Genomic DNA, 23,440 nt, shown 5'->3' with positions numbered 1-23,440 from the left:
TTCACATCCCATGTGAAAGCAATATAATGCAAAAAAAAGCATATATAATTGCAATCCCTTCCCTCCGTAGGATAAAGCTGTATATCATCTAGGCAGGTCTCCTGGCTTGCGGGTCACTCTCCTCCAACCTTCCCAGCGTTAGCCAGTGGTATGGATTTGTCTCCGTGTACAGTAGCGGGGGCTGCAGTGGATTTAGACCACTTTCCCTATTAAACCTTTAAAAGGTACCTTAGATAATTTCTTATTAAGTTATTAATTTTATTATAGAGTATATTTTCTTTTTTTGCAATAACTAAAATTCTATACCCTCTCTAGATGATACCCCTTCGTTGAAATAATGCTTTATGTCCTTCATCTCAGTTACAAGGTTTGCTTTATCTATTATAGCTTTAGGCACATCTCTTCCGGTTAAAACTAATTCTATATTGCAAGGTTTATTATCTATTAATTCTAGCAGTTGTTCTTCACTTATTAGTCCATTGTTCAATGCACCCATTACCTCATCCATGATAAGTATATCGCATTTTTCTTCTTTTAACGTTTCCATGCAAAACTCATATCCCTTTTGTACTTCTTCTTTTAATTCAATTTTTTCTTCAGCATTTAATGTCCAAAAAAATCCTCTTTTCTTCTCAAACCTAAATATATTAAAATAGGGAGCCAATTTTTTAGCACTTTCAATTTCGCCAGTTTTACTCCCTTTTAAAAACTGTACCATAAATACATTGTATCCATTTCCTGCTGCACGGACAGCTAGTCCTACAGCTGCAGTTGTCTTTCCCTTACCATTTCCTGTATAAATTTGCACATATCCATTTTTTAATTTTCCCATTATATTCATCTCTCCTTCTAATATTTAATTATTTCACTTAACTTTCTAATTTAAATGATTAATTCCCATAAAAAAAACAGCAAATAAAAAACCACACCCCCAGATGTGGAATAATTCAATAACTTTTATTATACTCACAATTATTATTTTAGCATCAAAAAAATATTAAAGCAATAAATATTACATGACTACAAGTTTCGGCATTTTTTTCTATTTTCAATTTCTCTAATTCCTTGATAATATCCACCTTTTGCTGATGAAACATCTTCATCATAAAGGTCAATTTTAATATCATTTCTATTAAATTCATTGTTAAATTCATCTTTAACAATTTGAATTTTTGTTATTATACTTCCTTTTATTGCAACTTTTATAGTTCCCTCAACTCCTAATAAATTAATTGCCCTAATAGTATTTTTAGCTAAATCAACACCTGCATCTTTTAGAATCTTGGTACAAACATTATCACCTTTTTCATATATTTTTAATATTACAGGAACTAATGCCGCAATTTCGCCCTTATTTGAATTATAAACAAAGTGTAATAGTTGTTTTCTATTATCACAATTTGTTTTTCTAAAGATTTCTTTCGTTAATATGCTATCAGGAATTCCTAAATCATTTTCCAAGAAAACCACTCTAATGGCTTCCATAGCTATATAGTATCCACTACCTTGGTCTCCTATTAAATGGCCCCAACCTCCGACCCTTACTTCTGCATCCATATATTTTCCAATGGTAATAGAGCCAGTGCCAGCAATAGTTATTATGCCATCATTGCCTTTTAACAAGGCACTTAGTGCTATTTCCCCATCATTGATAACTTTTATAGGGCAATGAAATCTCCATTTTAAATACTCCTGAATTATTATCTTATTATCCCCTGCCTCACAACCTGCAAGTCCTAGACATAGGTACACACAATCCTCTAATTTTAATTTTTTGTACATTCCAATATAGATAGTTCTATATTGTTAAGTGCTATATCTTTATCTATAATTATATTCCCAAGCCCAGCATAGCCTCTTGCAATTTCCACACCGTATAAATCGTAGGCTATAGCCTCTGTTTTGGTTCCTCCACCATCCACACCTAATATATATTGCATTCTCTAACCTCACTTTTGATTTTATGAACTAATTATTATATACTTAATTACGTATTTTAACTATTGGAGTTATATTGCCTAATATAACTTTTTCTTTTGCACCTGTAGCTGAAGGAATGTTAGAAAAGCTACTATTTAATGTCTCATTGCCTAATATTGCAAACGCAATTGCCTCCTTAGCATCAGAGGAATACCCTAAGTCTTCTTGAGTTAAAACAATAAATCCAACTAATTCCTTCTTTATAAGCTCTACTAAGTATGAATTATAAGCTCCCCCACCACCAATAATTATTTCATCTATATGGATTTTATGAAAAATATAATTTTTATAACTGTTAGCAATTGATTTAGCTGTGAAAATAGTTGCTGTAGTAAGTATAGTTTCACTACTTAAATTTTTATATTTCCTTAAAATATCCTCTGTAAATTGCTTTCCAAATTCTTCACGTCCTGTAGTTTTCGGTGGAAATTTCAGTAAAAATGGATGATTCATTAAAAATTGTAGCATTTCTTCATCAACTTTTCCTTTCCTTGCAATATCACCATCAAAATCATATTTTACATTAAATAATTTCTCACAAATCTCATCTATTATCATATTACCTGGTCCAGTATCAAAAGCAAAAACATCATTAATATTAGCGTTTTTAGGTATTACTGTAACGTTACCTACACCACCTATATTTTGAAGTAGTCTATTTTTATTCGTACTTCTGTATAATATAAATTCACTATAGGGAACTAATGGTGCACCCTGACCTCCGGCAGCCATATCCATAACTCTAAAATTAGATACAACTGTAGTATTTGTTTCATAAGCTATTACGCTAGCTTCTCCTATTTGAAGAGTAGAACTTGCAAAAGTATCATACGCTTTTGGTATATGAAAAATTGTTTGTCCATGACTTGCAATAAAGTCTAATTTTTCCATAGGAAAATTAAACTTTTTGCAAACTTCTTTAACCGCACTACTAAACAAGTAACCAAGTTTAAAATTTAAACTACATACAAGTATAGAAGAGGAATCTTCTATACTGAATGCAGTTTTTATTTCTTCTTTAATACTACTGGGCATTTTGATATTTATATAGCCAATTAAATTAACCACAGTATCTGTATAATTGCCATTTATCTCAACCAAAGCAGCATCTATACCATCAAGTGACGTCCCTGACATTAATCCAACTGCAAATAAATTGCCACCTCCATGACTTTAATATATTTTAAACTACTAATAATTTTCTACTTTTATAGGTAATCTTCCTTTAGAGCTTATTTCACCTTTTAATACCTTAACTAAACTACTAACTGAAAGTTTAGTGTATTCATAAGTACATAAGATTGTTGATATTTCATTTATATAATCTGAAATATCATAGGGGTTTCTGAGTGCGACTAAAACAATATCTTTCCCACTCGCTATTAATCTGTTTAATAAGTTTTTTTGTGATTTGTTAAGGTTCATGTTATAGCTTCCAAAAACGATAGTTTTTTTATTTGAAACCTTTGATATTATATAATCTTCATCTATTTCCTTTAGATCATAATTAATATACTCACAACCTATCTCACTTTCTAAAACTTTGCCTAAATTAGCTTTTTCTATTTCATCATCTGCAATAGATGTAGCCTGCGAAATCGGCGTTATTGAAATTAAGCCTTCATTTTTTAAAGGAAGTAATAATTTTTGGTCTTTTATTAAAGTTATGCTTTTCTCACTTATAGCCGCAGCTAATTTAGAATGCCTTTTAAGCTGTTCTTCATTTATTTTGCCACTTAAATTTCTCCAATTATACAAATCGTACTTTTCTTTAAAATATAGAATCTTTTCAACTTTAGAATCTAATGACTCATTGGATATAATTCCAGCTTCAACAGCTTTTTTAATAGCATTAAATGCTCCAATTTGAAGTTCTTTTGTATGAGATATACACAAAAGGTCAGCTCCTGCATTCAATGCTTTTATTACAGCATCTTCTATACCATAGTTGTCATTGATAGCTTTCATTTCCATGCAGTCTGTGATTACAAGCCCCTTAAAGCCTAGCTCTTCTTTTAATAATCCTGTTAGAATAGTCTTAGATAGTGTAGCAGGCAAATTATTTTTTTCAAGGGCAGAGAATAAAATGTGGGATGTCATGATTCCATCTATACCACTATTAATAGCTTCAATAAATGGGACAAGCTCTACTTTTTTCAGCTCTGATAAATCACTTGATATTATTGGTATTCCAAAATGAGAATCTACATTTGTATTACCATGACCTGGAAAGTGTTTTCCACAACTCAATACTTTTTCTGATTGAAGCCCTTTATATAAATGCTTCCCATACTGAGCTACCCGCTCTGGACTATCCCCATAGGATCTAACACCAATAACTGGATTTCCAGGATTATTATTCACATCCAGTACAGGCGCAAAATTCATGTTTACTCCCACATCATGTAGTTCCTCCCCTACAGCAGCTCCTAGTTCGAAAGCTTCTTCCCAGGGAATCCCAGCAGCAATTGCCATATTGCCTGGAAAAAATGTTGCTTTTTTAAACAGTCTTGTGACCATACCCCCTTCTTGATCAATACCTATAAATGCAGGAACACTATTATGTTTATCCATTAATTTCTGAATACTATTATCTAACCCCGCAAGCTGCAAGGAATCTTTAATATTCCTTTGAAATACGATGACATTTCCAATATGGTAATTTTTAATTAACTCTTTAAAATCCTCATTTAATACCGACCTAGGAAACCCTACTAGGAGTAATTGACCAATCTTTTGATCTAAGGTTAGTTCATTTAGTTTTGTACTCATATCTATCTCCTTTTTATAATTCTCCTCAATATAATTTATATAATTTTTTTTCTATTAGATATTCATAAAAATTTACATTCATTTTGCCAAACAATTCATCTAAGGATCCCTTATGATTCATAACTTTATCTGACCCTGTTATTAAATTTATAAATGGCTGAGCACCACTTGCATACGGAAGAATATAATCAAATTCTCTATTATGCATAGCTTTTATTTCTAATAAAATATCTAGTGATAATTTAAAAGGATTAAATTTATCTCTATCAGTAACATGAATTTGTATACCAGAGCAAAGAATATTCACATGTTTTGAAAAAGTAGGTGTAAAATACACTTCTCTAAACATAACCCCTTGGTAATTTTTTAAATTCATAATCTCTATTAATTTTTTGTTATTAAGCCAAGGTGCTCCAATGATTTCAAAAGGTTTTGTGGTCCCCCTACCTTCTGATAAATTAGTTCCTTCAAAGATGCAGGTTCCACTATAGATAAATGCACTATCAATTGTAGGAATATTGGGAGATGGCTGAACCCACACTAAATCTGTTTGGTCATAATACAAATCTCTAGACCATCCAGTGCAAGGTACAACAGTTAAGTCAGCATTAATTTCAAACTTTGAATTTATATATAGTGCAAACTCTCCTATTGTTAATCCATATCGCGTAGGAATAGGGTATTTACCAACAAATGATTCAAAACCCAATTCTAACATATTTCCCTGCACTATATTACCACCCAATGGATTTATTCTGTCAAGTACAACTATGGGTTTACCATTCTCATTACAACTTTCCATCGCGTAAGTAAGTGTATATAAGTAAGTATAAAACCTTACTCCTACATCTTGTATATCAAATACTAGTAAATCAATATTACTTAGCATTTCTTTTGTTATCTTCTTTTTATCTCCATATAGGCTATAAACTGGTATTCCTGTAGAAGGGTCTACATAGTCATCGACTTTTACCCCTGCTTGTATGTCTCCGCGAACTCCATGTTCGGGAGAATATAAGGCTACTAAATTATATTTTTCATGCAAAATATCAATTGTTGATACTAGCTTTTTATTAACACCAGTTGGACCTGTAATTAATCCTAATCTTTTTCCTTTAAAAATCTCTGCATATTTTTCCAAGTTATCTATTCCGTTATTGACCACTATTTTCATTACTATCCTCCATTAAAGGGTATCTTTAATAAGTTTCATGGTTTCCTCTGGAACTGAAAAACATTCAGCACGGCCTATGTGAGCTTCAATACCACGAACACGACTTAGGTGAGTATAATATTCAAGATATGGGAAGGACTTGCTACCTGTAACAAACCAATGCGACGCCACAGCCTTTTGCCATAGCTCAAAGCCCATGGAGATATCAACATAGACATAAGGTTTAAAGTCAACGGCATCTTCCCAGTTTTCAGCAAAATATAATTTTGAGGCGAAAAAACTAGGGTTTTTACGAACAAAAAATTTATTGCCTGCGTAAAAGCGAGCATTGTTGACTATTTTATTGGTAGTCATATGATCTTTGTGCATGCTATTTTTAAAATGTGTGATAATAACGTTAGGTTTTACTTCCCGAATCACATCACAAACCTCGAACTGAACTTGCTCATTATCAGGAAGTTCTCCGTCAGGATAATCAAACACAATAGCTCTTCCACCAAGCATCTTGGCGAAGGTTTCTGCTTCTCTCACCTTTTGACTGCGGTAATCTGCCAGGTCCATATTTTCTGGAGCACCTTTTTCTCCAGCCGTAAGAGCCAATGTAACTATGTTATCACCTTTTAATGCATGAGTTGAAAGTATTCCACCAGCTGTAAGTTCCATATCCCCTACATGACCTCCGATAGCAAGAATGGTGATTTTTTGTTCCTTCATTTTTAAAGCTCCTTTCGCATTACTGCAAACTCTCTAACAGGAATAAACCCTGCCTTTTTATATATTTTAATCGCTGGATTACTAAGTCCTGTATACAACGACATATATTCAGCATTAATATTTTTAAGTGCTTCACACAATTTGAAAAACAAAACACTCCCTAGCCCATGACCCTCGTGCTCTTTCTGTACCCCTATTCCAGCAAAATAACCACGACCGGTTTCCTGCCTTATAACTGGACCAGCAAATCCAACAACCTCTCTGTTTTTAGCTGCAATAATGATTGGTATACCATTTCCTGTACAGTTAGAAACTTCTTGTTTCCAAAGTGGGTTGTTTAATCCCTTCAGCATTTCTTTTACTCCGAAATGTCGGTCACTATCAAACAAATTCACCTCATAATTGAGGTCTAATAACTTTCTCTCTTTTTTTAGAATGTCTTCTGGTAATTTAAATTCCTTAAGATTCATATACATTGCACATTCACGAGTACGCTCCATATACCCCGCTTCTAGTAAAAACTTATAAAAATAGCCATCTATTGGAGCACCTGGAGCATTATTATGTTGGTGTTTCTGTGTATTTGGAATATACCAAGGTAGCATCATAGGATTAAAAAAAAGTACTTCAGATTGTTTTTTACCTTGTTTTTTAAATGAAATTTCTAAGGCATTCGTTAGATTTAGAAAATTACTTAATGTTTGCGCTTCAGTTGATAAAATAATACAAGTTATATATCCTGAAGTATCGCCTAGAGGTAAATCGTCGCCTGTGCAGCCGCAAGCGAAGCCATCGATGCCATCGCGGTGCAATATGAAAGTATTTTCTGATTTAAAATATGGATTATTTGTAAAAAAACTCTCAAAATTTTTATGGTTTAATTCCACGTATCCATCTTTTACGGCTACAGTATTCCACAGCTTTATTATGCCATCTGTATATTTATCATCAAAATTAACAATCATACTACATTATTCCTTTCGTTATTAAAGCAGACCCTCATATATACCAGGGATTGAGCCTTCTATTACTTCTGCTTGGACAGCTTTTTCATAAAATTCTGTAGGTCCTGCACCACCTATTATTGCATACCCATACCCCATTTCTTTCATGGCAACTAGGGATTTAATCAGGAGAGCTTTTCCTATTCCTTGTGCTCTAAACTCATTATCCACACCAGTAGGTCCAAAGAAATCCCTGCAAGTTGCCTCATAGCAGGCAAACCCAATTATTTCTTTATTTTTAATAGCTATATAACAGGTCACAGGTTTGTTTGAAAATGCTACATCGCATTCACTTGCCCAATGATCTCCAAACTTATCCTTAACCCATGAAATAACACGATACTTCTCTGGAGGTAAAGCCCTTCTTAAAGTTACCCCTTTACTATAAAGTTCTTCTAGATTATCCTCAGATTTCAAATTGTATAATTTAACAAGCATATCTGCCATAGTTTTCCTCCTATTATAAATTAAGAAAATTGAATTATTAACCTTTAACTGCTCCTACTGTTACACCCTCTAAGAAATACTTCTGTAAACAGAAGAAAAGTATGAACATGGGCAGCGCTGAAATTGTTGCCCCAGCCATCATTGGTGCAAAATAAGTGGTGTTTGCAAAACGGAAGTTTTTAAGTCCTACTTGAATTGTCTGCATATCCATTGTTTTTGTAACGAGGAATGGCCAAAAGAAAGAATTCCAACTATCCATAAATGTAAGTATAGCCATTACAGCTAAAATAGTTTTTGAAAGAGGAAGTATAATTTTAATGAAGATTTGCAACTGATTGCAACCATCAATCTTTGCACTTTCTATAATTTCTTTTGGTAATGTGGACATAAATTGTTTTGCAAGAAATATGTTAAACACACCACATAACCCTGGAAGAATTAGAGCTGAGTATGTATTTGACATTTTAAAAGTATTTACAACAAGAATGTAAAGAGGTATCTGCGTAACTTGATATGGTACCATCATTGAGCAAAGAAGCATAGAAAATACAAATTTGCTTCCAGGAAATTTAATTTTTGCGAAGGCATATCCAGCCATACCTGCAAAGATAACGTTAGATACAGTTATTGTTGAGGCTACTACTAGTGAATTTAAAAGCCATCTGTAGGAGTACTTACTAAAATTAAAGAAAAACTTGTAGGAATCAAGTGTTAACTTTTGTGGCAATAGTGAGTAGCTCATAGCACCGGCTTCAACGGGATCTCCAAAAGATGAAATAATCATGAAGTATATAGGAAAAAGTGTAACAATTGCAAACATAAATAGTATAATTATTGATACCACTCTGCCAATTTTCGCACTTTTCTTATGTTTTTTATAACCATTATATAAAGACATTTAGAATGACCTCCCTTTCACTTAGTATTCAATATCATCGCCTAAGAATTTAAACTGGAATATGGAAATAATCGCAATTATAACTGCGAGTACCAATGATTGTGCTGCGGCTACACCAAAATTCGAGTATTTGAATGCATTGTTAAAAATTAGTAGACCAACCATTGTAGTTGCATTGTCTGGCCCACCTCCGGTCATCATATAGGCGTTCATAAATACCTGGAAAGAACCTATTATTCCTGTTACCAGTAAAAAAAGTGTTGTTGGCTTTAAAAGAGGAACTATAATATATCTAATTTTTTCTAAAAATGTTGCTCCATCTAAGTCTGCAGCTTCAAAATAGCTGTCTGGAATGCCAAGTAATGCAGCAATATATATAATAATGCTTGTACCATGACTTGAAAGCCAAGACATTACTAGTAGTGACAACATGGCTGTTTTACTTGAACCAAGCCAATTTTGGTTAGGTATTCCTAAAAATCCTATTAATTTATTGAATAAACCTGCTGGTAGTGGGTCATAAATCCATAGCCAAACCACGGATAACGAAACACCTGAAGCCACTGCAGGTAGATAATAGATGGCCTTAAACATAGTCTGCATCCATTTTCTAAGTGGGAATATTAAAAGTGCAATAGTAAAAGAAACAACTAGTGCAACAGGAACAGCAAATATAGTGTAAATTACAGTATTAAGTATTGCTTTGCCAAATAATTTATCCTTAAATAGTCCTGAATAATTATCTAAACCAACCCAGACTGAGCCTAAAGGTTTAAATTTCTGAAAGCTAATAATAAATGCACTAATTACTGGATACAGCGTAAACATGCTGAATGTTATCAATGCAACTATAATAAAAACATATCCCCAAACATGATCTCCTTTTATTTTAGTCTTTTTCTTATTTCTAATTATTACTGGTTTATTTATTATAACCTTCATAATCTCCTCCTGCGAAACCTATTTTAGAGCAATTATTAACTTAGACTGTTTAAATTCTGTTTATAAAAACATATCCCGCCCAATCCTTAATAAGCGGGATATATTATGATTTATAACTAATCTTTTACAACACCACTATCACCAAATGTTACTATTGCTGCAGCCTTAACTGCATCAAACATTTGCTGAGGAGTGATTTCATTAGCAAGTAGAGCTTGAAGTTTTGGAATTATTACTTCGTTTTCAAGTTTAATAGCTTTTGCACCAAGCTCTGAAGTAATGTCTGGGCGTGCTATAACAGCTTGCTTAATTAGTGTTTCTACTGCAGTGGCGTTATCTGCATTTCTAGTAGTAGTCATGTCTTTTGCAGCATCTCTTGAACTTTTTGTGATCTGTGCTACAAATAAGTCATTATTCGTCTGTGCTGCAACTGACCCTGAAGCTAAGAAATAAGCAGCCTTAACAACATTTGCAACATGTTCTGGTGTTGGAGCTGTTTTACCACGGAAGGTTACATATCCATCTACGGCAGCAGCAGCTTGTTGTTTTTCACCAAGGAAGGTTGGAACTGGAAGAACTATATAATCAACATTTATGCTATTTTTTACGGCACTGGCATCCTTGTCAGCTATTTTTTTATTGTTTTTATTAGCGGAATTCTCAAATACAGCCAGGCCCTTACCTGTAATCATTGTCTGTCCTGTTAGGAACATATTCCAACGCTTACCTGCGTCTACTGAGCTTAGTTCTTTAGGCATTGAACCATCATCTATAAGGGTTCTTATACCCTTAAGAACTTCTAAGTAATTTTTACTTGTGTAAGCATATTTTAGATCTTTTGTGAATGCAGAAGGCATTCCTGCTTCCTTAACAAGTACTCCTAAGTAATCCTTAGATGCAACGCCGGCAGCAGCAAATACGAAACCATAACGAGAGGTAGCAGTACCTTCCTTTACAACACCCTTTTTAATTGCTTCTCTAAACTGATCAAAGGTCCAACCATTTTTTTGAATAGATTTCCAGTCGATACCAGCTGCTTCTAAAAATTGTTTGTTTCCGCCTAAACAGTGAATTTCCATGTATGCAGGGAATCCATAAAGACCTGTACCGTTTTTCATATATTCAAGAGGACCTGCATCAAAATCACTTAACATTTCAGGCTTGGCCTCTTTGCTGATATCCATAATCAGACCAGAATCCACATATTTGGATACTCCATCTGAACCTATAAATGCAATATCTGGAGGGCTACCTGCATTAACTTGAACATCTAGTTTCTGGGTCATATCTTCCCAACTAGCTGGTTCAATTTTTAGTGTTAGGTTTGGATACTTTGTGTTAAAATCTTTAGTCATTTGGTCAAAGTTCTTTTGATAAGTTGGAGAAACCGGTGGAAGTAATGCTGTAATTGTGTCTTTTGCCATTGCATCTTTAACTACAGTTTCTGTTGCTTTTTTACCGCAACCTACAAATGTAGAAGATACAATTGTCATTGTTAATAACATTCCAATAATACATCTGGTTCTTCTCATAATAATATCCCCCTAAAAAATATAAATTTTTACCTTACATTTTAATATTATATATAAAAGTAAAATAAATTTCATTTTAAACAAAATTATATTTAATTATAAAATATAATTTCGGTATTTTATTTCATACGTGACAGAATAATATTCTACAATAGTACTAATGGTTGTTACAATATAAGAACCACTAGTGGACTACGTTCATTTTCGATGTTTACTATTTAGAATATTATGTGTTTTGCTAAGATATTTCTTCACATTACTATATTCTGCACTTGCTACACCTGCAAAGAGTATGTCTATTACATTAAGCATTGCGATTCTAGATCCCATAGCCCCACTTCGCATAGTAATTTCTGGCGTTGAAATAAAAAGCACAACATCAGCTTTTTTAGCCAGCTCACTCTTATTGTAGCGAGTTATTGCTATGACAGGCGCACCAGAATCCTTTGCAATTTCAAGGGCCTCCAAAATTTCATTGGTACTCCCCGAATTAGATATGATTACAACTACATCACTACTTTCAAGAAGTACACTGGCAGTTAATTGACTGTGACCATCGGTATAAGCATGGCACATCTTATTGATACGCATAAATTTTTGTTGGGCATCCATACATACAAGTCCTGAAGCACCTACACCATAAAAGTCAATCTTTTGTGTTTTTCTTAAAAGTTCTACCGCCTTTGCAATCTCATCGCGATTAATGACACTTAATGTATCTTGGATGGATTTGCAGTTATTCATTGAAATATTGTTTATAATTGTATTTATATCATTACCAGGCAATATGTCAGTATACTGTTCAGCTTGCGCTTCATCCGCTGATCCTAGTGATCCGGAAATACTTACTACTAAATCTCTATAACCATCACAACCCATACTTTTGCAAAACCTTATAACAGAAGCATCACTTGTTTTACTTTTTGTTGCTAACATTTTAATTGAAAGGCGAGGAATTTGTGAAGTATTTTCAAGTATATAGTCAGCTATTTTTCTTTCAACTGGGGTAAGATTATCTTTCATTTCACGGAGTTTTAGTAATATATTGTTCTTATCAGGCATATTTGCCCCTCCTAATTAATCATTTCCACTTGATGTTACTTATAATATATCTTTTAGAATGTTCTTATAATTGAAAACCTTTACAGGCGTGTTTTACTTATTATAACTCTCATGGAACAATATTTCAATAGTTTAATTGAATATTGGAATAAAATTTTAATCATACCCATCTTTCCTTTATATGGAATGTATAAGACATATTTACAATTAATAAAAAAGCTTTAAAAAGTGCCACAAAAAATGATGATATGGAGTTTATATTGCTTCAAAGTCCTGATAAATATGTTGATATGTTTAAAATAATTGGCTTTGTTCACAGTCATTATATTAATAATGATGAAGACAATTAATATCATATTGTTGTGTCCTTCGTAGGTTTAGCAAGGCCTAAAGAAAAGAGTTTTTAAGGTATGTCCTAAATAGGGACATACCTTTTTATATTAAAATTAACTATTTTGTAATGACTTTATTTCAAAACCCCTATATAATATACATGGGTGCAAAAAAATTTGCATTAATATATACTATAAAATTATATGAGGTATTAACTATGAGTAGTAATGGCACCAAAACGAAACTGAACATCATAATTGGATTAATAATATTGATTTCCTGTTGTTTTTTTCTAAGGTCCTTTTTAAAACATAAGCAAGAAAAAAAAATAATAGAAGCTAATTATATTATTTTGCAAAAGCTAGAGAGTGCAGATGTTGCTACGGTGGAGAAAAACATAACAGAAAAACATAAGCTAAAGGATGAAAAAGGTGGTGATAATTCAAATGAAATAAGCAATAAAGTTTACTTTGAGAGTTCTGTTTTTATGGGGGATTCCATTACAGAAGGTTTAGACTTTTATAACATAGTAAATAAATCCTCTGTCTTAGCTAAAAAAGGAGTAAATCTGGTACAAGCTAAACAAGCTGTAAGCACCTTAGTAAGCATTAATCCACAAAGAGTATTTATACTTTATGGAATGAATGACTTGAAAAGCTTTGAAAGCCCTAATGATTTTAAAGATAACTACACGAAGCTTATACAAGCTATAAAACAAAAGGTACCGAGTGCTGAAATATATCTTCAATCACTAACGCCTGTACAAGCTAAAGTGCGGCAGGAAAATAATAGTCTTTCACAAGATAGAATAGATAAATTTGTAGAAAAAGTAATTGAGGTTGCTAGGCAAGAGAATGTGCATTATATAGATATAAGATCTATTGTTAAAGATAGAGAGGATTTATATGAGCCAGATGGTATGCATTTCACAGTGGCATTTTATGGTTTATGGTTAGATTATTTAAGAAATCATTTAGACGATTAATATTATGTACATAAGGATGATGACTATGAAAAGATTTGGAAATATACATAAGAAAGTATTAATTTTAAGTTTAGTCACCTTTATTGGTGTTATATTTCAAGGGTGTGCATTCATTCAAACTAAAAGTCCTGAAATACCTGAAATTTTAGCTAATGTTCAAAAGGTTACAGATTTATCGCCAATGGAAAAAGGTAATAAAACTAAGCTCAGAAAACTTTATTCTACAAGTACTAAAGGGCTAGAGGATTTTGCGTTATATGCACCAAAGACCAATATGGAAGCAAATGAAATTCTCATATTAAAGGTTAAAAGTCAAGACGATATGGATGACTTATTAGAAAATTTCGAAAAAATCATTGAGAGACAATCCAGCAGTTTTAAAGATTATAGTCCAGATCAGTATGATCTTTTGGAAAATCACACTTTAGAAGTAAAAGGAAAATATCTCATTTTAATTGTATCCAAAGATGTAGACAACATAACAAAGGCTGTTAATGACAGCTTCAAATAAAAAGGCAACTTGAGGTGGAGTGACTGAAATTGGTTTTTAGTAGTTTAATATTTATTTTTATATTCTTGCCCTTAACTCTAACTATATATTATATTTCCCCTAAGAAAATAAGAAATTTTACACTTTTAGTGGTAAGCATTATATTTTATGGCTGGGGAGAACCCGTATACATAAGTCTTATGGTTTTTTCTATAATATTTGATTATATAAGCACTTTGCTTATATGCAAATATAGAAAACATAAGAAGCTTTCAAAGATAATATTTGTAAATACACTAGTTGTTAATTTAGGAATATTGGCTTTTTTTAAATATTTTGGATTCTTAGTAGATAATATGAATATACTATTCGGATTAAGTATATCTATTGAAAAACTTCCACTGCCTGTGGGAATATCATTCTATACCTTCCAAATTATATCCTATGTCGTAGATGTGTATCTAAACAAAGTAAAGGTTCAAAAGAACATTATAGATTTCGGAGCATATGTCACTATGTTTCCGCAGCTAGTTGCAGGTCCCATAGTACAGTACAACGATATCTTCATCCAATTAAAAAATAGGAAAGAAAATATAAATCAATTTTCAGAAGGTATAGATAGATTTATAATAGGTCTTGGGAAAAAAGTATTAATTGCTAACAATATAGCAATGGTTTGGACAAGCGTAAAGGCTACTGAAATTTCAAATATATCAGTTATTTCCGCTTGGATTGGAATAATAGCCTTTACTCTTCAAATCTATTTTGATTTTAGTGGATATTCAGATATGGCAATAGGACTAGGAAAAATGCTTGGATTTGAATTCATTGAAAATTTTAACTATCCATATATATCTAAAAGTGTAACTGAGTTTTGGAGAAGATGGCACATATCCTTAGGGAGTTGGTTTAGAGAATATCTTTATATTCCTCTAGGCGGTAACAGGGTTTCTTTAAGAAAACAATTCAGGAACTTGTTTGTAGTTTGGTTTGCAACAGGGTTATGGCATGGTGCTAGCTGGAATTTTATATTCTGGGGATTATATTTCGGCTTTTTTATATTTATAGAAAAGACCCTTTTAGGAAAGCTTTTAGAAAGACTTCCTAAGTGTATTTCAAATTTATATACTATGATAATTGTCATAGTTGGTTGGGTAATTTTCGATAATAATAAATTAAGCGATGCTATAAATTATATAAAAATAATGTTTGGCCTTAGTGGAAATGCTTTTACGGATAGTGCCGCTGTATACTATTTTTATACAAACACAATCTTATTTGTAATAGCAATTTTTTGTGCAACACCAGTTGTTTACAATTTTCATAAAAAACTTAAAAACCGTTTTAATGCGAGGGGCGCAATAGTTATGGCTTTAAGTCATATTTTTATACTGTTTCTATCTACTGCATACCTTGTAAATCAGAGCTTTAATCCATTCTTATACTTTAGATTTTAGAAAAAAGGTGATAATAAATATGGAATATAACTATAGAAGAAGAAAATACAATAATATATATATAAAATCCCTAACTTTAATATTTTTATTATTTATATTTAGTGTAATGATATTAAATATTATAGTTCCAGACAAAGAGTTTTCCGAGCAGGAGAATAGAAAGCTTAAAACCAAGCCTAAATTTTCGGTAAATAATTTGTTGTATAACAAATTTACTTCAAAATATGAAAAGTATATGGCTGATCAATTTATATTGAGAAACTTTTGGATAAATGTAAAATCAAGTACAGAAATAATTAGTGGAAAAAAAGAAAATAACGATGTATATTTAGGGGATGATAAATACTTAATAGCTAAGTTCAAGAAGCCAGACAAAGACAATCTAGAGGAAAAATTAAAAGCAATAAATACTTTTAGTAGTGGAAACAAGAAATTATCTAAATATATTATGTTAGTTCCAAACAAAATAAAAGTTCTACAAGATAAATTGCCTGAATTTGCTCCAGTAGAAAATCAACTTGAGTATATAAATAAATTTTATTCTGGATTAGATAAATCTATAAAAACAATAAATGTGTTTGATACTTTAAATAAAAATAAAGATAAATACATTTATTATAAAACTGACCACCATTGGACATCAGAAGGTGCATATTACGCATACTTAGAATTTTGCAAGAGTTCAGGAATAACACCCAAAGATGCTAGTTCCTATAATATTCAAAAGGTTAATAATGAATTCTACGGAACACTTTACTCTAGAGCTGGAGTTAAAAATGTTGATAGCGATACAATTAATGTATATTTGCCTAAAAATCACGAAGAGGTATTAGTAAATTACCTGGAAGAGAAAAAAAAGAGTGCAAGTTTATATGATTCCAGCAGTTTAAATACTAAAGATAAGTACTCTGCATTTTTAGGTGGGAATCATCCTATTATAAAAATAAGCACTATGAGCAATAGTGCTAAAAAGCTTTTAGTTATTAAGGATTCATATGCTAATTGTTTTATACCATTTTTGACTTCTAACTTTAGTGACATAATAGTTGTAGATTTAAGATATTACTCAGATGATGTAAATACACTAATTAAAGACTACAATATTACTGATGTTTTGATGCTTTATAATACAAATACATTTTTTGAAGATGAATCCATACTTAATATTAGTGACTATGAATAACTAAAAAAGTGCAATTGAAAATCAAGAAACTCCAAATTCTTAGTTTACTCCTAAGGATTTGGAGTTATTATTTTACTATCCTTTGTCTGGTATTAATTAATGATGAAAACTAACCTTACTGCAACAATTTAATACTGAATTATTCTTTAAATACTCCAATTCCTTTTTTAAATCACGAAGTAGTAAAAATATCATGTCACGACTAACCCCGTGACGAATCAATATACGTTGTACGGTTAAATTCTCTCGATTGCTTGGGAGTGGATAGGAGGCTATTTGCCAACCATGCATTCTTAAACGATCAGAAAGATCATAAAGTGAAAATCCAGCTGCCTCTTGATCTTTTAGAGCATAGCAAACTGCAGGTATTGCATCATGTCCATCATATAATATTTCAAATAGTTCTATTTTTGCAAGCTCCTGGCCTAAATACTGGGCAGTGTCTGCACAGGCATTCTGAATTGCAGTATAGCCCTCATGACCCAATTGCAAAAACTTATAATACTGGGCAATAATTTGACCAGCTGGACGTGAAAAATTGAGTGCAAAGGTTGGCATTTCTCCTCCTAAATAATCAACATTAAATATTAATTCTTCAGGCAAGTCTTCTAAAGATCTCCAAATAATCCAACCAACACCAAGTGGTGCCATTCCAAATTTATGACCTGATGCATTAATAGATTTAACCCTAGGAATGCAAAAATCCCATTTAATTTTTTTTTGTATAAATGGTGCAATGAATGCTCCACTAGCTCCATCTACGTGAATAGGGATATCATAGCCTGTGTCTTTCTCAATTGCATCTAGGGCTTTAGCAATCTCCTCCACTGGTTCATAAATGCAGGTAAATGTGCTACCCAAAGTTGCCACTACTCCAATTGTATTCTCATCACAATAATCTACTAGTTGATCTGGCTGCAGACCTAGCTCATCTGGCATCAGAGGGATTTCTCTAATTTCAACATCGAAATATCGTGCAAATTTATGCCAGCATATTTGTACAGGTCCACATACAATGTTAGGATTATTAGTAGATTTGCCCTCAGCTTCGCGCCTCATTCGCCACTTCCATTTAAGTGCCAAACCACCAAGCATCGCTGCTTCACTAGATCCAATTGTTGAGCACCCAATAGTATCTAATTTCCCAGGTGCATGCCAAAGATTTGCCAATATATTCACACATCTATGTTCAATTTCAGCAGTCTGCGGGTACTCATCCTTATCTATCATATTTTTATTAATTGACAAATCCATAAGATTACGAACTTCATCTTCAATATACGTAGTGCAAAAGGTTGCTAGGTTTTGACGAGCGTTTCCATCCATAAATAGCTCATCGTGAATCAATTGCCGAATCACTCCAGGGTCTGAAATCTTATCAGGTAACTCATCTTTCGGAAGCTGATTCTGGGCTATTGAATTAGTATAAAGATTTTTAACCCCATCAGCATCTCTGTTTTTATTATTAAACAATGCCATATTTTTTCGCCTCTCTTATCCATAATATTTAAATGATTATATTTTTAGATTTCTGTATCTATTATAAGCTGCCATTATTTCTTGTTTCCTAGGCATGGCTAAACTTCCACTTCCACCTTTTGATCTATCTATAAATAATAACCCATTTTTCTCTATTTTACTAATTATATTATCCACCATATTTTCAAAGCCTAAACCCTTATTCATAATATTAGCCTCTGTCCATTTCATAATCGAACCTATAGCATTTAATTGTTCATTATCAACTATTTGTTCCACAGCCCTTAGATTTATCTCCTCTCTATTTATACTTATTGTGTCTAACCCTATTGTTTTGATTTTAACGCCTTTTTCTCCTACTTCAATAGTTCCGGCTTTAACCCGCCTATTAAATAAAATATCTATTTTTAAATTTTTATCGTTAATCCTTTTTATAATATTCCCACTGCTCAACTTTTTAGCCTCTCTTGTGACATCCAAAATCTCGTAATTATCCATTTGTATTACACAATCTGCTATATCAAAAAATTCTCCGGAGCTTCCTACTACTATTATTGTTGAAATACTCATTTGCTTAAATAATGGTCTCACTATCTCAATAAAGGGTGTAATTGGCTCTTTTTCTGTGCAAACTAATTTTTGCATTAAGTCATCACGAGTCATGAAATTAGTCGCAGAAGTATCCTCATCAATTAAAAATGCCTTAGCACCGCTCTCTATTCCCTCTATAATACTCGCCGCTTGTGATGTACTCCCACTTGCATTTTCAGTATAGAATTCTACAGTATCTTTCCCATTAGGTAGGTTACTTATGAATAGGGATATATCTGTTTTAGTTACACACCTACTATCTTCTGCTCTTACCTTTAAAGCAGATTCATCTGTTATAACAAACTCTCTACCATCACCTTCAATATGATTATAAACTCCAAGTTCTAATGCTTTTAGCAATGTGGATTTACCATGATATCCCCCGCCAACTATAAGTGTTATACCTTTTTTAATACCCATACCGCAAATTGTGCCGAGGCTTTGAGTATCAAACTCTACTTCCAATTCCTTTGGTGAAACAAATACAATACCTCCTCTTAATGCTTTTGTAGATATGCCACTTTCCCTAGGTAACATTGATCCATTTGCCACAAATGCAACTAACCCGCGATTACTTAACTCGCTTCTTATATGTTCTTGATCTTCTACTAGTTTTACTCTATTTATTAGTTTTTCGCTATTAATATTTCTATATATTAAAGTTCTTTCAACTATGCTTGGCATAACATTATATAAAATTTTCTGGAGCTCTCTTGCTAAAACACTTCTTCCTCTTGCTGGAAACCCAACGTAAAACCTTGCTTCTATTTTATCCTCATCTATAATTATTGAAGTTCTATTTAATATCTCTTGTGGACATTTGCTTATAGCTATTAATCCACTCTTCCCAGATCCAAGAACTTTTTCCGAGTATCTATTTATATTAGAATAAAATTCTCTTGTTAGGTAATCTGCTACTGCAATATTTTTGTTTTTATTATCAAAAATTTCCTTTGGAAACATAGCAATATTTTGATTTACTATCAATCTAATTCTTGATGGGGAAGCAAATGGATCACCTTGAACATAATCTATGCTAAGTATATAATTTCCAAAATCATATTCTCCTTCTAATTCCTTATACATCCTATAGCTTTTTCCATCAATTCTGTCTAAATCTTTTTTTAATACTTCTGAATTCTTCATGTAACACTCCTCATATGTCTTTATAAATTAAATTCACTTTTCTATGAAATAAAAAAGCTAATAAATTGTTAATGTTTTTTTTAGTAACTTGTAGTAATTATACCCATCTTTAATTAATGTATCAATAAGCATCTAGAGTTTGCAAAAACTATTATTTTTTCTAAAGTATCAATTTCTGTTTTCAAATATAAAAAAGCTAGTGATAAGAATAATCACAAGCCTTTTTATGAATTTATGATAATTTTATTTACATATTCATCATCATTTTTATACAAGCTACTAATTCTTGCCCGTGCATGCCACATGCATGAATACATTTAGCTAAAGCGAGTCCAACCATAACAACACCTCCTTAAACTATCTATGACTATAATATAGCCTAAGGATATGTAGATGTTATGAAGAAATGGAGATTATTTAAGTAATTGTCCACTATTATGCAAAATGGATAGCTCCTCCTTCTAAAGACAATGCAGCTTCGTGAATTACCTCTGCTGTAGTAGGATGGGCATGTATAGTTTCAGTTATTGCTTCTGCTGTTAAATTATTCTTAATGGCTAGAGTAAGCTCTGCAATTAAATCTGTAGCATGTAGACCCACGATGCTTGCACCAATCAACTTTTCTGTGTTTTTATCTCTTATAATTTTAATAAAGCCATTACTTTCTCCATAACATTTCGCTTTTCCGTTAGCTGAAAATGGGAATCTGCCTATTTCCACCTCTATTCCCTGAAGCTTTGCTGCTTTTTCACCTATACCCACCATTGCTATTTCAGGATCCGTGAAAATTGCGCTAGGAACTGTTGTATAATCCATATCACAAGGCTTACCCATTATATTGTTTACAGCTACTATTCCTTGGTGAGATGCAGCATGAGCAAGTAACATAATGTTTGTTACATCTCCAATGGCATACACATTAGAAATATTAGTTTGCATTTTAGAATTAACCATAATTCCCTTTTTATTTTGATTTAATTCGATTCCTACCTTTTCTAGTCCAAGTCCATCTATATATGGAGTTCTTCCAACAGATAAAAGTACTTTGTTTGCAGTTATGTATTTATCTTTACCATCCTGTACAAAATGAACTATACATTCATTATCCTCAGCTTCACAAATTTCTTCTACCTTTGCAGTAGTATATAGCTTAATCCCTCTTTTTGATGCATTTTTTTTGTTTTCTTCGCATATATCATCATCACAGCTTAAAAGGCATTGATCCATAAATTCCACCACTGAAACCTTCGCGCCAAAGCTAGCAAAAATATAGGCAAACTCCATCCCAATAACCCCACCGCCTACAATTACTAGATTCTTTGGTACTTCCTTTAGACAAAGTGCATCGGTGCTATTAATTATATTTTTATTTTCAATACCCTTAAGTGGTACCACTGCTGATTTAGAACCTGTAGCAATAATAATATTTTTTGTTTTGATAGTAACTTCTTGTGTATTACTTTTCACTATTATAGTCTCATTATCAAGAATTTCACCAGCCCCATTAATAACCTTTACCTTGTTTTTATCCATTAAATACACAATACCCTGAACTAGCTCTGTAACAACCTTATCTTTTCTTGCAATTACTTTTTCCATGCTAATACCAATATTTTCCGCATAGCATCCAAATTCTTCCGCCCGTTTTAAGGTATCGAAAACCTGTGCAGACCTAACTAATGTTTTAGTAGGAATACACCCCCAATTTAAACAGGTTCCACCTAATTTTTCTTTTTCTATTAATATAACCTTTGCCCCTAATTTAGCAGCATGAATTGCAGCTACATATCCTCCAGGACCTCCGCCAATTATTGTAATGTCGCACTCCATTTGAAGCTTCACTGGCTTAATCAAATTTTGAAAATAATTAAAGGTATTATTACTTGTGTTTGCAGCTTTAGGCGCTTGCTCTCCATTTATCTTTGCCAATACAGTATCTGCATTAACAATGTCTCCTTCTTTTACATTAATGCTATCAATAATTCCCTTTGCTTTTGAACTAATGGTGCTGGTACCCTTTCCACTCTCCACCTCAAAAATTTCATCATTTACCAGAATAGAATCTCCCACATTTTTTAAGATTTTCATTATTTTTGTTACAGCATTCTTATCTGTAGATTTCTCTACCTTAACATCTATAATCATTTCTTTTATCCCCTTTCCAAAATAAGAAATAAGGCAGCTTGCGCCGCCTTACTAACTTTGCAGCATAACTGCTTTATCTAGGTTATTTATTAAAATCATTTTTGAATTCTTCAATAGAATCCTTAAGTAAGGTTACACTATAAGCCATTGAAGGTCCACCACCAAAGGCAACAGAAACCATAGCTGCTTCCATTATTTCTTCTGAAGTAGCACCTGCCTCAAATGCTTTATAAACATGGAATACTATGCAGTATTCACAACGATTGTATGCTCCAATACCTACACTGATCAATTCCTTTGTCTTTGTATCTAACGCACCTGGTTTATATGTTGTACCAAGTAAGTTCATAAATGCACCTACATGTTCACCGTTAGTTTCACCTAATGCCTGTAATCCACCCATAAAATCATTTAACATTTCTCTAACATTTTTAGCCATATTATTGCCCCCTTAAAATACTTGCTATCCTAATGATTAGTATAGCAAGTATTTTAAGTAATTGCAATAGTATATGATAAAAATTTAACTGATATTTTCCATGAATTTTTCCAGTACTCTTTTAAATACTTGTATTTCATCCTCCGTAATACCCCTTGAAAAAAGCTCACTCATTTTCTGTCCCTCAGGTAAAAGCTCCCCCATTCTCTCTCTACCACTTGGGGTAAGTTTAATATATTTAACCCTTCTATCTTCCTTTGCAAGAGTTCTTATAATTAAACCTTCTTCTTCCATTCTATCTAAAAGCCTAGCTACAGTAGACTCTTTTATATCCATCTTTTCTCCTAATTCCTTTTGGCTTAGGTCTCCATGTTTTAATAAATAATACATAGCTATCCACTGAACTCTGGTAACACCAAGTGGAATTAGTCTTTCATTAAACATACTTGCCATTTTTTTAGATGTCTTGCTATTTATAAAACACACACATGATTCAATATCAAACATTTAAGCCTCCAACTTTTTATTATAGTATATTTTCATACTATTATTATATAAGATTTAATATTTTTTATCAATTTTATTTACTTCTAAAGAATTAACCAAGGTTGCAAGGAGAGGACTTATTATCTTCTCCTTACTGTAAATTAATAGTTCGAATTGCTTT

At 32.4% G+C, this 23,440-nt stretch carries 21 protein-coding genes, 1 pseudogene and 1 riboswitch; of the genes and pseudogenes, 4 read left to right on the top strand and 18 right to left on the bottom strand.

The window, feature by feature from the left end; genetic code table 11:
* Window positions 1–73: 73 nt before the first annotated feature.
* A riboswitch (cobalamin riboswitch) is annotated at window positions 74–247 on the bottom strand.
* 45 nt (window positions 248–292) lie between these two features.
* The 13 genes and pseudogenes from G9F72_RS12165 to G9F72_RS12105 form a co-directional block, all read right to left on the bottom strand.
* Entirely contained in the window at window positions 293–832 is a 540-nt protein-coding gene (locus G9F72_RS12165; protein WP_164957439.1) for a cob(I)yrinic acid a,c-diamide adenosyltransferase, read from the bottom strand.
* 188 nt (window positions 833–1,020) lie between these two features.
* Complete coding sequence (locus tag G9F72_RS12160) at window positions 1,021–1,782, bottom strand: N-acetylglucosamine kinase (protein ID WP_224676100.1); 762 nt, start codon at window positions 1,780–1,782, stop codon at window positions 1,021–1,023.
* A complete protein-coding gene (locus G9F72_RS12155; protein WP_164957441.1) occupies window positions 1,767–1,940 on the bottom strand; it encodes a hypothetical protein in 174 nt (57 codons plus the stop codon). The genes G9F72_RS12160 and G9F72_RS12155 overlap by 16 nt, the downstream gene beginning before the upstream one ends.
* A 43-nt stretch (window positions 1,941–1,983) precedes the next feature.
* Window positions 1,984–3,126, bottom strand: a pseudogene (gene anmK / locus G9F72_RS12150) (anhydro-N-acetylmuramic acid kinase AnmK); the annotation flags it as partial.
* Between the two features lie 45 nt (window positions 3,127–3,171).
* The gene (locus tag G9F72_RS12145) at window positions 3,172–4,752 is read right to left on the bottom strand and encodes a glycoside hydrolase family 3 protein (protein WP_164957443.1); all 1,581 of its coding nucleotides are present in this window, start codon (window positions 4,750–4,752) and stop codon (window positions 3,172–3,174) included.
* Window positions 4,753–4,777: 25 nt separating this feature from the next.
* On the bottom strand, window positions 4,778–5,926 hold the full coding sequence (locus G9F72_RS12140) for an exo-beta-N-acetylmuramidase NamZ domain-containing protein (RefSeq protein ID WP_187356062.1): 1,149 nt from the start codon (window positions 5,924–5,926) through the stop codon (window positions 4,778–4,780).
* Window positions 5,927–5,938: 12 nt separating this feature from the next.
* On the bottom strand, window positions 5,939–6,640 hold the full coding sequence (locus tag G9F72_RS12135; protein WP_164957444.1) for a PIG-L deacetylase family protein: 702 nt from the start codon (window positions 6,638–6,640) through the stop codon (window positions 5,939–5,941).
* Between the two features lie 2 nt (window positions 6,641–6,642).
* Entirely contained in the window at window positions 6,643–7,605 is a 963-nt protein-coding gene (locus tag G9F72_RS12130) for a GNAT family N-acetyltransferase (protein ID WP_164957445.1), read from the bottom strand.
* 21 nt (window positions 7,606–7,626) lie between these two features.
* Entirely contained in the window at window positions 7,627–8,091 is a 465-nt protein-coding gene (locus G9F72_RS12125; RefSeq protein WP_164957446.1) for a GNAT family N-acetyltransferase, read from the bottom strand.
* A 37-nt stretch (window positions 8,092–8,128) separates the two neighbouring features.
* Window positions 8,129–8,989, bottom strand: a complete 861-nt coding sequence (locus G9F72_RS12120; protein ID WP_164957447.1) for a carbohydrate ABC transporter permease — start codon at window positions 8,987–8,989, stop codon at window positions 8,129–8,131.
* 21 nt (window positions 8,990–9,010) lie between these two features.
* Window positions 9,011–9,931, bottom strand: coding sequence for a carbohydrate ABC transporter permease (locus G9F72_RS12115; protein ID WP_164957448.1), 921 nt, complete (start codon window positions 9,929–9,931; stop codon window positions 9,011–9,013).
* Window positions 9,932–10,047: 116 nt separating this feature from the next.
* Complete coding sequence (locus G9F72_RS12110) at window positions 10,048–11,463, bottom strand: ABC transporter substrate-binding protein (protein ID WP_164957449.1); 1,416 nt, start codon at window positions 11,461–11,463, stop codon at window positions 10,048–10,050.
* A gap of 198 nt (window positions 11,464–11,661) precedes the next feature.
* The gene (locus G9F72_RS12105) at window positions 11,662–12,525 is read right to left on the bottom strand and encodes a MurR/RpiR family transcriptional regulator (protein WP_164957450.1); all 864 of its coding nucleotides are present in this window, start codon (window positions 12,523–12,525) and stop codon (window positions 11,662–11,664) included.
* A gap of 550 nt (window positions 12,526–13,075) precedes the next feature.
* Here G9F72_RS12105 and G9F72_RS12100 point away from each other — a divergent pair.
* The 4 genes from G9F72_RS12100 to G9F72_RS12085 are packed head-to-tail and all read left to right on the top strand — an operon-like array spanning window position 13,076 to window position 16,973.
* Window positions 13,076–13,843: a GDSL-type esterase/lipase family protein gene (locus G9F72_RS12100; RefSeq protein ID WP_164957451.1), complete on the top strand. Its 768-nt coding sequence runs from the start codon at window positions 13,076–13,078 to the stop codon at window positions 13,841–13,843.
* A 25-nt stretch (window positions 13,844–13,868) separates the two neighbouring features.
* Window positions 13,869–14,354 carry a DUF4358 domain-containing protein gene (locus G9F72_RS12095; RefSeq protein WP_164957452.1) on the top strand — a complete coding sequence of 162 codons (486 nt, stop codon included), beginning with the start codon at window positions 13,869–13,871 and terminating at the stop codon, window positions 14,352–14,354.
* Window positions 14,355–14,383: 29 nt separating this feature from the next.
* Window positions 14,384–15,790 (top strand): MBOAT family O-acyltransferase, encoded by a 1,407-nt coding sequence (locus tag G9F72_RS12090; protein WP_164957453.1) that lies wholly within the window; start codon window positions 14,384–14,386, stop codon window positions 15,788–15,790.
* A gap of 19 nt (window positions 15,791–15,809) precedes the next feature.
* A complete protein-coding gene (locus G9F72_RS12085) occupies window positions 15,810–16,973 on the top strand; it encodes a DHHW family protein (protein WP_164957454.1) in 1,164 nt (387 codons plus the stop codon).
* Between the two features lie 96 nt (window positions 16,974–17,069).
* On the opposite strand, the gene G9F72_RS12080 is transcribed toward G9F72_RS12085, so the two are convergent.
* The 5 genes from G9F72_RS12080 to G9F72_RS12060 form a co-directional block, all read right to left on the bottom strand.
* Window positions 17,070–18,452, bottom strand: a complete 1,383-nt coding sequence (locus G9F72_RS12080) for a glutamate decarboxylase (RefSeq protein WP_164957455.1) — start codon at window positions 18,450–18,452, stop codon at window positions 17,070–17,072.
* Window positions 18,453–18,488: 36 nt separating this feature from the next.
* Entirely contained in the window at window positions 18,489–20,189 is a 1,701-nt protein-coding gene (locus G9F72_RS12075) for an ABC-ATPase domain-containing protein (protein WP_164957456.1), read from the bottom strand.
* A 435-nt stretch (window positions 20,190–20,624) separates the two neighbouring features.
* Window positions 20,625–22,334 (bottom strand): dihydrolipoyl dehydrogenase, encoded by a 1,710-nt coding sequence (gene lpdA, locus G9F72_RS12070; RefSeq protein ID WP_164957457.1) that lies wholly within the window; start codon window positions 22,332–22,334, stop codon window positions 20,625–20,627.
* A gap of 82 nt (window positions 22,335–22,416) precedes the next feature.
* The gene (locus tag G9F72_RS12065; RefSeq protein WP_164957458.1) at window positions 22,417–22,773 is read right to left on the bottom strand and encodes a carboxymuconolactone decarboxylase family protein; all 357 of its coding nucleotides are present in this window, start codon (window positions 22,771–22,773) and stop codon (window positions 22,417–22,419) included.
* 84 nt (window positions 22,774–22,857) lie between these two features.
* Window positions 22,858–23,280: a MarR family winged helix-turn-helix transcriptional regulator gene (locus G9F72_RS12060; RefSeq protein ID WP_164957459.1), complete on the bottom strand. Its 423-nt coding sequence runs from the start codon at window positions 23,278–23,280 to the stop codon at window positions 22,858–22,860.
* Window positions 23,281–23,440: the final 160 nt, after the last annotated feature.

The sequence above is a fragment of the Clostridium estertheticum genome, assembly GCF_011065935.2.
GTDB classification, from domain to species: domain Bacteria; phylum Bacillota; class Clostridia; order Clostridiales; family Clostridiaceae; genus Clostridium_AD; species Clostridium_AD estertheticum_A.
The sequence above is the reverse complement of the archived record's forward strand: the minus strand, read 5'-3'. Positions and strand labels throughout refer to the sequence as shown.